This window comes from Nostoc sp. ChiQUE01b (assembly GCF_034531255.1).
In the GTDB taxonomy this organism is placed as follows: domain Bacteria; phylum Cyanobacteriota; class Cyanobacteriia; order Cyanobacteriales; family Nostocaceae; genus Nostoc.
In genome coordinates, this window is record NZ_JAVRBM010000008.1 from 119997 (window position 1) to 132431 (window position 12435).

11 protein-coding genes are annotated in these 12435 nt (G+C 40.8%); 8 read left to right on the forward strand and 3 right to left on the reverse strand.

Going from position 1 to position 12435, the window contains the following annotated elements; genetic code table 11:
* Positions 1-35: 35 nt before the first annotated feature.
* From RMY63_RS08180 to map, 3 genes are all read left to right on the forward strand, one after another.
* A complete protein-coding gene (locus RMY63_RS08180; RefSeq protein WP_322728227.1) occupies positions 36-2897 on the forward strand; it encodes a pitrilysin family protein in 2862 nt (953 codons plus the stop codon).
* 103 nt (positions 2898-3000) lie between these two features.
* Positions 3001-3525 carry a plastocyanin/azurin family copper-binding protein gene (locus tag RMY63_RS08185; protein ID WP_322728228.1) on the forward strand — a complete coding sequence of 175 codons (525 nt, stop codon included), beginning with the start codon at positions 3001-3003 and terminating at the stop codon, positions 3523-3525.
* 338 nt (positions 3526-3863) lie between these two features.
* Complete coding sequence (gene map, locus RMY63_RS08190; protein ID WP_322728229.1) at positions 3864-4691, forward strand: type I methionyl aminopeptidase; 828 nt, start codon at positions 3864-3866, stop codon at positions 4689-4691.
* Between the two features lie 85 nt (positions 4692-4776).
* Here map and RMY63_RS08195 read toward each other — a convergent pair whose 3' ends face one another.
* Positions 4777-5022 carry a helix-turn-helix transcriptional regulator gene (locus RMY63_RS08195; protein ID WP_322728230.1) on the reverse strand — a complete coding sequence of 82 codons (246 nt, stop codon included), beginning with the start codon at positions 5020-5022 and terminating at the stop codon, positions 4777-4779.
* 120 nt (positions 5023-5142) lie between these two features.
* Between RMY63_RS08195 and RMY63_RS08200 the strand changes: the two genes are divergently transcribed.
* Entirely contained in the window at positions 5143-5397 is a 255-nt protein-coding gene (locus RMY63_RS08200) for a hypothetical protein (RefSeq protein WP_322728231.1), read from the forward strand.
* 110 nt (positions 5398-5507) lie between these two features.
* Here the strand turns inward: RMY63_RS08200 and RMY63_RS08205 are convergent, their stop codons facing one another.
* Positions 5508-7007 (reverse strand): hypothetical protein, encoded by a 1500-nt coding sequence (locus tag RMY63_RS08205; RefSeq protein ID WP_322728232.1) that lies wholly within the window; start codon positions 7005-7007, stop codon positions 5508-5510.
* A 208-nt stretch (positions 7008-7215) separates the two neighbouring features.
* On the opposite strand from RMY63_RS08205, the gene RMY63_RS08210 reads away from it, so the two are divergent.
* Positions 7216-8616 (forward strand): amidase, encoded by a 1401-nt coding sequence (locus RMY63_RS08210; RefSeq protein WP_322728233.1) that lies wholly within the window; start codon positions 7216-7218, stop codon positions 8614-8616.
* A gap of 178 nt (positions 8617-8794) precedes the next feature.
* Here RMY63_RS08210 and dusB read toward each other — a convergent pair whose 3' ends face one another.
* Positions 8795-9850, reverse strand: a complete 1056-nt coding sequence (gene dusB, locus RMY63_RS08220) for a tRNA dihydrouridine synthase DusB (RefSeq protein WP_322728234.1) — start codon at positions 9848-9850, stop codon at positions 8795-8797.
* A gap of 543 nt (positions 9851-10393) precedes the next feature.
* Between dusB and RMY63_RS08225 the strand changes: the two genes are divergently transcribed.
* From RMY63_RS08225 to RMY63_RS08235, 3 genes are all read left to right on the forward strand, one after another.
* Positions 10394-11326, forward strand: a complete 933-nt coding sequence (locus tag RMY63_RS08225) for a Sll0314/Alr1548 family TPR repeat-containing protein (RefSeq protein ID WP_322728271.1) — start codon at positions 10394-10396, stop codon at positions 11324-11326.
* Positions 11327-11438: 112 nt separating this feature from the next.
* Positions 11439-11891 carry a DUF3531 family protein gene (locus tag RMY63_RS08230; protein WP_322728235.1) on the forward strand — a complete coding sequence of 151 codons (453 nt, stop codon included), beginning with the start codon at positions 11439-11441 and terminating at the stop codon, positions 11889-11891.
* A gap of 8 nt (positions 11892-11899) precedes the next feature.
* The gene (locus RMY63_RS08235) at positions 11900-12331 is read left to right on the forward strand and encodes an NUDIX hydrolase (RefSeq protein ID WP_322728236.1); all 432 of its coding nucleotides are present in this window, start codon (positions 11900-11902) and stop codon (positions 12329-12331) included.
* Positions 12332-12435: the final 104 nt, after the last annotated feature.

Sequence of the window (12435 nt, forward strand, 5' to 3'; positions counted from 1 at the left end):
ATGTAACTTAATTTACAGACAAAACTGCTAAATACATGTATGGATTTTCCAAATTTTATTCCAAATTTTATAAATATCCTTTGCCGTTATTACTTTTAAGTTTATGGCTAGTAGCTGTTTTTTGGTTGAGCGATCGACCTGCTCATAGCCAACATCCAGCTATATCTACTAACAAAGAAAAATATCAGTCAACCTTGCTAGCAAAAAGAATAATGCCCTCAACACTGACAGAAAATGTCCGCAAGACAGTGCTGGAGAATGGTCTAATTGTCCTGACAAAGGAAGTGCATACTGCGCCAGTGGTGACGGTGCAGGTATGGTACAAGGTTGGCTCACGTAACGAAGAACCGGGCGTGAATGGTATTGCCCACCAGTTGGAACACATGATGTTTAAAGGTACTCGAAACCGTCCAATTCAATTTGGACGTTTGTTTAGTGCTTTAGGTAGTGATTCCAATGCTTTCACCAGCTACGATCAAACCGCATATTACGGTACTGTGGAACGAAACAAGCTGAAAGCGCTCTTGGTGCTGGAAGCAGACAGAATGCGAAATTCCCAGATTGAGCCAGAGCAATTAGCGAGTGAAAAGCGGGTAGTAATTTCGGAGTTGCAGGGTTACGAAAATAGTCCAGAATATCGTCTCAACCGCGCTGTCATGAAGGCGGTGTTTCCCAATCATGCTTACGGGTTGCCTGTAGGTGGTACTAAAGCTGATGTCGAGAAATTTGAAGTAGAGCAGGTAGAAAAATATTACCGCAATTTTTACACTCCCGATAATGCCGTCTTAGTGATTGTTGGAGATTTTCAAACAGCAAACACCCTGGAAATAGTTAAAGAGGTGTTTGGCAAATTACCCAGGCAGGAGGCAGGAGTTATTTCTCCCTTATCTCCATCACTCAGTACTCAGCACGGGCTAAACGCCCCGCTTCCGCTAACAGCACTCAGCACTCCCATCGTATTGCGAGAACCGGGAGCAGGACGGCTGTTACAAGTTGTCTATCCACTACCAGATGCCAATCAACCGGATGTCCCGGCGCTGGATGTGATGGATTACATCTTGACAGAGGGACGGAATTCTAGACTTTATCAGGCATTGGTGGAATCAGGTTTAGCTAGTGAAGTTACAGCATCCGTCACCAGTTTGCGAGAATCTGGCTGGTATGAGTTGTTGGTAACGGCTGGAGCTAAACAAGATTTGAAAAAAATTGATTCAATGTTGAGTAGTGCGATCGCTAATCTAGCAGAAAAAGGTGTGACATCTGAGGAAGTAGAACGAGCTAAAACTCAATTAACAGCAGATGTAATTTTGAGTAACCGTGATATCACCTCTCAAGCAATGCGATTGGGCACTGATGAGACAACTGTTGGTGATTATCGCTACACAGACCGCTATTTGGCAGCTGTTCATCTGGTGAAGCCGACGGATGTTGTTGCTGTGATTAACAAATACTTGACAAAAGAAACGCGGACAGTAGGCTTTTTTGAACCAACCCAGAAGCGAATAACAGAAGTTGCTGACAAACCAGACTCAGCCCAAACTACAGAAAACTTCTTTCCTGGCGCACCTGTGCTTTTTTCTGAGGTGATGAAATACTTACCACCCGTGGATTTGGCTATAGATGCGATTGCCCAAGTCTTACCACAGGAATTTAAATTGACTAACGGACTGCGGATATTACTATTACCCGATCAAAGTACTCCCACCGTTACCTTGAGCGGCTATATTCAAGCTGGGACAGAATTTGATCCAGAAAATAAAGCTGGATTGGCTGCTTTTGTGGCAGATAATTTGCTAAATGGCACTAAGAGCAAGGATGTTTTTACTATTGCTAAAGTCTTAGGAGAACGAGGGGCAAGTCTAGACTTTCAAACCTACCGCGAAGGTGTGCATATCGAAGGTGATAGTTTAGCAGAGGATTTGCCGATACTTTTAGAGATATTGGCAGATGTTGTTAAAAATAGTACCTTTCCAACCAAAGAGTTGGAATTGCATCGTGAACAAACTTTAACTGAGCTGCAACTGGAATTAGATGAGCCATCAGAAGTAGCCAGAAGAGTATTTGTTCAATCAATTTATCCGAAAAAACATCCTTTACACACCTTTCCCACAGAGGAGAGTTTACAGCAGATTCAGCGCCAGGATGTGATTGATTTCAAAGCTAAACATTATCGTTCAGATACAACAGTGCTAGCCCTGGTGGGAGATTTTGATCTAGACAAAGTGCGATCGCTGATTAAAAATAAGTTTGGAGACTGGGAAGTTAGCAATCAAGCACCTGTATTAAAATATCCCTCGGTGGCAATGCCACAGAAAATAGTGAGTGTCAACCCAGTTTTACCAGATAAAGCCCAAGCTGTAACTTATATGGGTTACACAAGCATTAACCGTTACGATCCTCGATTTCAGGCAGCCTTAGTATTGAACCAGATTTTGGGAGGCGATACTTTATCTAGTAGACTAGGTGCAGAAGTGCGCGATCGTCAAGGTTTGAGCTATGGAATTTATAGCTCTTTCCAAGTCGGCAAGAATGTAGGGACATTTTTGATTGAGATGCAGACTAGTCCTGAAGATAGCAGTAAAGCGATCGCTAGCACCCGCCAAATACTACAACAAATCCATCAACAAGGTGTAACTGCACTGGAAGTAGAAACAGCTAAACGCACCCTCATCAGCAACTACAACGTTTCCCTGGCAAATCCAGAGGAATTAACAGATAAAATTCTGATGAATGAAGTGTATGGACTAGATAAAGTAGAATTGCACTCCTTTACTGATAAAATCCAGAAAGTCACCCTTACCCAAGTTAATCAAGCGGCTCGTGAGTTACTCCATCCAGATCAAATCGTAGTCGTTACTGCTGGGCCATCTGTATTAGCAGAGAAAAGTATTAGGTAAAGATGGGCACTGAGCATGGATAATATAAAGAATGGGTAAAGTGGTTTTTCCCGCCATTTCTTAATTGTTCCTGCTCATCAGCATTGCCTTTTAAGAATTAGTGATGACAATTTATAACTATTTTTACGAAATTGTAATTAAATCCCTTACTTTCACAATTCCTGCTTGGGTACAAATATTACGGCGTAACTACGTGATATTAACGTTGCTTCTAACTTTAAATTTCATCGCTGCTACTCCAGCAATGGCGGCGAATTTGTCTGGCGATTTGCTTAAGCAACCAGCTACAGAAATTACAGTTTGCTTGGGTAATGCAGCTAACGAACTCAAATTTGAGCCAAATCATTTGGAATTTGAGGTTGGTAAACGCTATCAACTACGGCTTACTAATCCCAGCCAACTGAAACACTATTTTACCGCTAAAGATTTTGCCGATGGCATCTGGACACAAAAAGTTGAAGCAGGCAAAGTAGAAATCAAAGGAGCCATTCACGAACTGGAACTCAAGCCCAGTGCTGAAGCCGAATGGGTATTTGTGCCCCTGAAATCTGGTACTTATGGCTTACGTTGTACAATACCAGGACATACAGAAGCAGGTATGACTGGAGAGATTGCCATCAAGAATTAAAAATCAAAAATAATTGAGTTAAATACAACATTTCATTAAATTCTCTGCGTACCTTTGTGCCCCTCTGCGTTTAAATTTCAACTCTCAATTCATCACAATTTTAGACAAAACTATACTAACTTCCATAGTGTATCGTGAAAAATAACTTAGGGCATTTTTGATTCAAGTCCGACAAATTAGGAGTATGCAAATATGTTATTCTATATACATTAGCGCCCAAAATAGAAGAATCCCTATCAGGGATTAAAATAACTTAAATTATAGATATTATTTCTCAATTAACCCAGAGAAAGCATTGAGACTTCAGCGTCAGAGCCACCAGTAATTATTAATTTCCCATGAACATTTTCAGTAACTTACTTTCTCAAGCGACTCAACCTGCACCTGCAAAAAAACAGCGCCGAGGAATTGAAATTAAATCGCCGCGTGAAATTGAAATCATGCGGCAATCATCGACAATTGTAGCAACTGTCCTAAAAGAGATTTCCGAGCTAGTAAAGCCAGGAATGACAACAGCTGATTTGGATGCTTATGCAGAAAAACGCATCCGCGAAATGGGTGCAACACCGAGTTTTAAAGGATATCACGGTTTTCCTGGTTCTATTTGCTCCAGCATTAATAATGAAGCAGTACATGGCATTCCTAGTCCCAAGAAAGTGATTCGCGTTGGGGATGTATTAAAAGTAGATACGGGCGCTTATTTCCAAGGCTTTCACGGTGATTCTTGCATTTCAATTGCTGTCGGTGAAGTGACGCAAGAAGCTGCTAAATTAATTCGCGTAGCAGAAGAAGCTTTATATAAAGGCATTGAGCAAGTAAAGGCTGGTGTATACTTGCTTGACTTAGCTGGAGCAATTGAAGATCATGTGAAAGCTAACGGCTTTAGTATAGTTGAAGAGTTCACTGGACACGGTGTCGGTCGTAACCTGCACGAAGAACCTTCAGTATTCAACTACCGTACCCGCGAGATGCCAAATGTTAAACTCCGTGCGGGGATGACGCTGGCAATTGAGCCAATTTTAAATGCGGGTTCCAGACACACCCGAACATTATCTGACCGTTGGACAGCAGTCACTATGGATAATTCTTTGTCGGCTCAGTTTGAGCATACAGTTTTAGTGACAGAGACAGGTTATGAGATTTTGACTGACCGTTCTAAGGTGTAATTGTTAGTTGAAATTAGATGTTTTTAACAGAGGTGAAGCGTCAAAAGAAAGCGATTTGCCTCTTTATTTTTTGAACGCGGCGATTCTAGGACTTTTCTTGGTCTGGAAGGAAGTCCCCTGCATATAGCCTGATAAATTCGCCAGCGGCGGCTGGTTCGATGCTTTGGAGTGCTTTAGCAATGTTGAGGATTGTTTCACCGCTGGGGTCTGTCTGTTCATGATACCAGCGGAAAATGACGAAAGGTTTAACTCTCATGATGACTGATAGTTTATTTTGGCTAATGTTATAAGTTTCTAAGGTTTGTCTGAGGGCAATTCCTACTTTTCCCATACCATTGATTATGTCAGAAACCCATCAGTTAGTAAATATTCGCAGAATTGTGGGGATTTTCTCAGTTTTGATATTCAGATACAGTGAATATTACTTTTGAATAGGAATTAGGTGAAAGCAATGCCTAACAGCTTTCTAGCGGATACTAACCAATCAAACTCTGCTTTTGTTGCTGTTAAAGCTTCTAAAGATCCAATTTTCGGCAAAGAATCTATCAGAATTCTCGTAATCGGTTCTCGTCGAGGAGTGATTAGCATAATTCACACATTGCATAACTTGCAATTTGCAGAGGTTGGCGAGTGGAGTCGACTTTTACCGACTGCAAATCCTGGGGAGATGATGAGTATTTTGACTCGCCATATTTTTGTTAATTAATTAGTTGTGTCACTGCTACAATAAACAAGATGCCCGATTTATTAAAAAAGTTGGGCATCTGCAACCTGCAATTTTGACAAATAAAATAAGATTATTATAGTCTTTTACTTTTAAATTATTTTACTGATAGCCGCGTAATTAGTTTGATAAATAGGAAGCATTTCTTTAGCCTGTATAGAGACAGACGTACTCTCTGGAATTGCTTCTAATAAATTGATTGCCTGCTGCCATTTATCTTGTACTTGCTGCCGAATTAGTAGTGAATGAGGCGAATTTTGGACAAATAAATTAGCTTCTATTGCTAGTTTTTGGGCTGATTCTAAGTTCGCTACAGCTTTTTTTTCAATTAAAACTCTTTGACTGATATATTTATAGTTAATCTGATAGTAAGCCAATTTCTTCTTTGCCTGGTCATCAACTGATGTTTCATTAGGAATGCTATCTAGCAAGTTTATTGCCTGATGCCATTTGTTTTGTGCTTGTTGCCAGACTTTTAGAGGATGCGGTGGTTTTTGAACCAAAGAAGCAGCCTCCATACCGATTTTTTGAGCAGATTTAAACTTGGCGACGGCTCCGACATCGTCTGGGACGAACGTACTTCCTGCTTGAGTTAAACTTGGACTCATCTGCTGCAATTGTGGACTTTGCTCTTTAATTTTCCAACCAGCAAAACCTAAGATTAATAAACTTGAGGCTATGAGTAAAGCCGAATGTATTATTTTTTGTGTTGAAAACTTTGGTACTACTTCTACTTGCTGGCTAATAACTGGTTCATTACTACTTTCCTGTTCAATCTTTTTTATGGCTTGTTCTGCCTGTTCGCTTAAAGTGTCACCCTGAATGATTAAAGTAGCAATTTGTTCTTGAAATAAATCACAATCATTGAGAATATCTGTTAATTCTTGGAATTTTCCCTCACTCGATATAATTAATTCGTGGTCATCATCTAACCACTCTAAAGCGAAACCAGATTTACCATAAAAAGCTGATACACCTAATAAAATATTTAATAAGCTGCGACTATTTTTAATTGTATGAAAAATATAATTTAATTTTTGCTGTAACTGTAATAATTGTTTTTGACAATTGCTAATTTTTTCAATTTGATGTTGTAAAATATTAGCTTTACCCAAGTCTAAGTCAATTTGTAAGCTTTCATTTAAGGTTTTAAATTCATTGGATATACTTAAATGAATAATATCAGAATTTAGTTGATTTACTAATTGAATATCACTGAGAATATCAGCTGCTATTGCTTGCAAAAAATAACCCCATTCAATCCAAGCATCAAGTTTTGATTGTAAATCGGTCAATGAAATTTTAGTTTCTGAATTTCCAAATTTTTCTGTTATGGCTGAATCTATTAATCCCAGAGTAGGTATAAATAAATTAGCTACTGTATTTATTCGAGGAAGTGTAGCGATCGCAGAATTTTTGACATTCTCAAATCTCAATTCTTGAGCGACTAATTTTTTAATATTTCGTAGTTTTTCCTGAGCATTATTAATCAGGATAATTTGTTCGATGATTTCATTAGAATCGCCAAGAGTCAGTTTTAGACTTTGAATCAATGTTGGCAATTCACTAACAAGTATTTCTAGGTTAGCCATAAATACCTCTTAGGGATTTGTCGAAAGTTTATGCGAAACAATTAAAATGGCTTGAGTAAGAATATAAGCACGCCTATTGCATCTGAGCATCCTAAATGAGTCACAAATACCAGGAGCCATAAAATGTATAGTTCCCGGAAATTCTGCTAAAGTAACAATTTCAGTTTAAAAATCCCAGATAAAAACAAAATTACCCATTCACTAACCTATGAATGAAGTTGATTTAGCATTTACCCCAGCACTAGAGTTGGCGCAATTAATTCGTCGCCGGGAAATATCACCGCTAGAGTTGGTAGAAATATATTTAGAACGGATTGGGCAATTAAATCCCCAATTAGGAAGTTATTTTACAGTGACGGCAGAATTAGCGATCGCAGATGCCAAAGCCAAAACAGAATTATTGACAACTACCTCAGAACTACCGCCATTTTTTGGCGTGCCGATTTCCATTAAAGACCTCAATGCTGTAGCAGGTGTTACCTGTACTTATGGAAATCCGGCATTACTGAACAATATCCCTAACTATGATGATGGAGTTGTCACGAGGATTAAGCAAGCTGGATTTACTATTCTCGGTAAAACAGCCACTTCCGAATTAGGTTCATTTCCATACAGTGAACCTGCGGGTTTTCTCCCAGCACGAAATCCGTGGAACTTAGAATACACCCCTGGCGGTTCCAGTGGTGGCGCAGCGGCGGCAGTAGCAGCAGGATTGTGTGCGATCGCTCAAGGTTCTGATGGCGGTGGTTCAATTCGGGGGCCTGCGGCTTGTTGTGGTTTGGTGGGAATTAAACCATCTAGGGGCAGAGTGAGTAAAGCACCTGTAGGCGAACGCCTCGCTGGAATTGCCGTCAACGGGCCAATCGCCCGCACTGTCACTGATGCTGCTGCCCTTTTGGATGCCATCTCTGGCTATATTACAGGCGATCCTTACTGGTTGCCCGATCCTGAAGCATCATTTCTCGCTGCAACTGAGACAAAACTTGGTGCTTTGCGAATTGCCTTTGAAACTAGCATTTCTCCTTTGGGAGAAGCTGACGCGAACTGTCAGCAAGGTGTCCGCCAAACAGTCCAGTTATTAGAACAACTCGGCCACCACGTTGAACAAAAATCCCCAGATTTTAGTGGTTTAGTTGAACCATTTCAAATCGTTTGGCAAGCTGGGGTAGCCGCATCAGGACTTCCTGTTGAGGCTTTACAGCCATTGAATCGCTGGCTATTTGCACGCACAGGTTCTGTTGCCCAGTACCTGCAAGCAGTTTCCCAAATGCAGGTAGTAGCGCGTCAAATTGTGGCGTTTTTCGATACCGTGGATGTGCTGGTATTGCCAGTTTATCTACATTCACCCATCCGCATTGGGGAATGGGCTTCGCTGAGTCCAGAAGAGACATTCCAAAATATTATTGAGTGGGTTGCCCCTTGTCCGCCTGCGAATGCAACTGGACAACCTGCGATCGCAATTCCTGTAGGCTTTGACAGTAAGGGTTTACCCATCAGTGTGCAACTAATTGGTAAACCTGCTGCTGAAGCCACAATCATCAGCCTAGCAGCACAATTAGAAGCGGCTAACCCTTGGATTCATCATCGTCCAGCCTGGGCAATTACATGATCTCTGCCAAACGTGTGCAGCCTGGATACTTTGATTTTGCCAATAGAAACAAAGTATAAGTGTTCAGGTCATACTTGGCGGTGGATGGCTTGGTAATCGTTCTGATTGTCTCAACCCTAAATACGCTCGCTTTCATCAACCAACGATATCACCCCAAGCTAGTGATCAAATCAACTTTTTAAAGCATTACCAAACTACCTTGTGCTTCTTCTTCTAGTTCATAACCATTAGCTAATTTTTCAATTGCTTTGTCAAGCATTGCCAAACCCTGATCTACTTTTTCAACCAAACTTAGCTGTCCTCGAAGTTCGGCAGCACCAACGAAACCTTTAGCATACCAAGTCATGTGCTTACGGGCTTGACGTACACCGCGATCGCCTTTATATTCCCACAAAGCTTGTAAATGATCTCTTGCACATTCCAAGCGCTCAATCGGTGTAGGTGTCGGTAATATCTGCCCTGTTTTTAGGAAGCGATCGATTTCTCCCACCAAAAAGGGATAACCCAAAGTCCCACGGGAACACATGACGCCATCAGCGCCAGTTTGTTCTAAACATTTCACTGCCGCTTCAACGGAAAAAATATCTCCATTCCCAATCACTGGGATAGAAAGCACTTCTTTTACACGGGTAATCCATTCCCAACGAGCATTACCGTTATACCCTTGGGCGCGGGTGCGTCCATGTACCGTAATCATTTTCGCTCCGGCATCTTCCATTCGCTTGGCAAAGTCGAGAATAGTAATTTCGTGATCATTCCAGCCAATACGGGTTTTTACTGTCACAGGTACATCAACAGCTTTTACCACTTCCCGCACAATTGCTTCTGCTACTTCTGGTTGCCGCAACAACGAAGAACCACCACCATTTTTAGTAATTTTATTAACCGGACAACCCATATTAATATCAACAGTATCAGCACCTTCAGCAACCGCTTTTATTGCTGCTTCTGCCAGGAAATCTGGACGGCAATCAAATAGTTGAACGCTAATCGGGCGTTCGTTGGGATCTACCTCCATGATTTTGGGTAATTGCTTGACATAATGCAACCCTGTAGCATTTACCATTTCGGTATACATCATTGAATCTGGTGCATAGCGACGCACTAGACGGCGAAACACCATATCTGTGACTCCAGATAGAGGCGACTGGAGAACCCGACTTTTTAACTCGAAAGAGCCAATCTTTAAGGGTTGGGAGAGTCTAGCTTGAAGAATAGGAGAGAGCGAAATCATAGAAAAAATTAAAAATTATGGGAGTGGAAAATAGCAAGAATATGTAGGAAAATTCGCGATCGAGGATACAGCAAATTTTAAGGAAAGTGAGGTACACAAGCTAAGTCTCAAAGCCACGTATAAAGCCTGTTTTACTTCTGTTAGCGCTGCGGAGCGTAGCCCATTCTGACTCTGAATTCTGCTGTAATTGTAGGTTACGTATCCTGACTTGGAAACTGTTGTTGCATTTCTTGCTGAATCTCCTCTAGACTCAAACCTAACTCTTTCGCAGTTTATTCAAAACTCAATCCCAATCTTAACAACAAAGGTATCATTCTAAGAGGATGTTTGGAAAGTCAAAAAAAGTTCGCGTAACGGTACTGTGTCAGTAGAAACAAATGCGACAGTGTTACGAAAGCCATGTCTAAATCTTACCCAAGCAACCTGAATTTGGAACAATGGGAATTACTATCGAGTTTATCCCACCGGAAAGCTCAACAGGTCGTCCACGTTCTGTTGACCTACGTCCAGTCATTACTTTTCAAACATCCTCCGAAGGTTAAAATGACTAAAAGGTTTTCTTCGCCTCAATTAGTAGTGTCTGCTAAACTCACTACCTTTGCTCAGACTGCTTTTGCAGCTGCGATCGCACTTAATTTGTGGGTAGATCCCTCTCTAGCTGGCGATCCATTTCGCAATCGCGAACCTCATCAAATTGGCGACCAAACAGAAGCAGCTTTTAAAGCAATTTTCCAACAGGGCAACTATCCAGCAGCAGATCGTTATCTGCAACAAGCACTAACCAAAGAGCCAAATGAACCTCTAGCTTATGCGATGAAGGCATCTTTAGCATACGGAAATAAGGATTGGGCTAAACTTGACACCTACAGTCAGAAAACTCTAGAAACAGGACAAAAACTGATTCCTAGCGATCCATTGCGTGGTAATTTATACACTGCTGTAGGTCATTTTTTAGAAGGTGCAGTAGTTATCAGCCGTGAAGGTACAGTCAACGATGTACCCCAAGCCTTGAGTCGGCTGCGACAAGTTTATAAATATTTAGACAAAGCCGAAGCAATTTCTGCCAACGATCCAGAACTGAACTTAATTAAGGGTTATATGGATTTATTATTAGCGGTTAATTTGCCTTTTGCTAGCCCAGATCAGGCAATTCGAGGTTTAGAACAAAATGCTGCTCCTGGCTATTTAGTCGATCGGGGCATTGCTCTTGCTTACCGGGATTTAAAAAGGTATCCACAGGCACTAGAGTATGTCAACCGAGCGATCAAAACTACATCAGATAATCCAGAAATTTATTATCTCAAAGCCCAAATCCTTAAACGACTGGGGCAAAAAGAAAAAAGCCAGCAGATAATCCAGGAAGCGATCGCTAATTTTGACAAAGCATTGGCTAAAAAATCCCAACTCCCAGGCGATTTAGTCAAACAAATTGAGCGTGAACGCAAAAATGCTGTTAGCCTGAAAAATCCTGAATAATTGGGCATTGGCGATGAAGTTTTTTCTCTATTTTCTATGCCCAATGCCCTATTCCCCATTCCCCATTTTGATATGCTTATTTCCAGAAGAGTAATTGAGATATTAGACCAAAATGGAGATTCAGTTTCGCGAAATTAATCCTTTTGATATGTGGATTTGGCTGAAATTCAGCACAAATCCTTCTGCGCGTGAAAAGCAATATGTAGAAGAAGCTTTCAATTCCTGGTTTTATCTGGGTAAATTGGGTGCATTTAATGCAGAGAATCTTCAAGTGCAGGACACTGGACTCGATATTAGCTATATGAATTATGATGAACAAGGGTATAACAAAAGCCTGCTAGCACTGATGCATAACATTGGTGAATTTGAATATGAGGGACAGTGGGGACGTTGTTGGTTTGACTTAGGAACCAGTGATGCGATCGCTCTGGATATTTTAATCAACGCTCTCACACAGCTAAGTCAGGAATATGTCACCATTGAAGAATTGTACATCGGTGGTGAAAATCCAGATTGGCCTATTGAGGATAGCGAAACTCGTCCTCAGTCTATTTACGATAATTAGTTATAAAAATGAATAAAGCAGGCGAAATTCGGGTAATAGCCTTGGGGTTAATTCGGGATGGCGAACGCATATTTCTTTCTGAAGGCTACGACCCCGTAAAACAAGAGACATTTTATCGTGCTTTAGGCGGTGGTGTTGAATTTGGCGAAACTAGCCATGACGCTTTACAACGCGAGTTTCAAGAAGAAATTCAGGCAGATTTGACGAATATTAAATATTTAGGTTGTATAGAGAACCTGTTTACATTTAATGGTAGGCAAGGTCATGAAATTATTCAGCTTTATCAATGTGACTTTGCTGATTCCAAATTTTATCAACTGGAAAGTTTAGTTTTTTCCGAATCGCCACATCATAAACATAGAGCGTTATGGATAAATATCTCTCGCTTGAAATCTGGGGAATTCAGATTAGTGCCTGAAGTATTTTTTGAATATTTATAAATTATCTGGAAATCGCACTCAGCAAAAACACAATATACTGGTTGACGTTAATTCTGCTTTAGATTTTGCCACCATTCCTGCACAGTAAGCACTCATCTTATGAT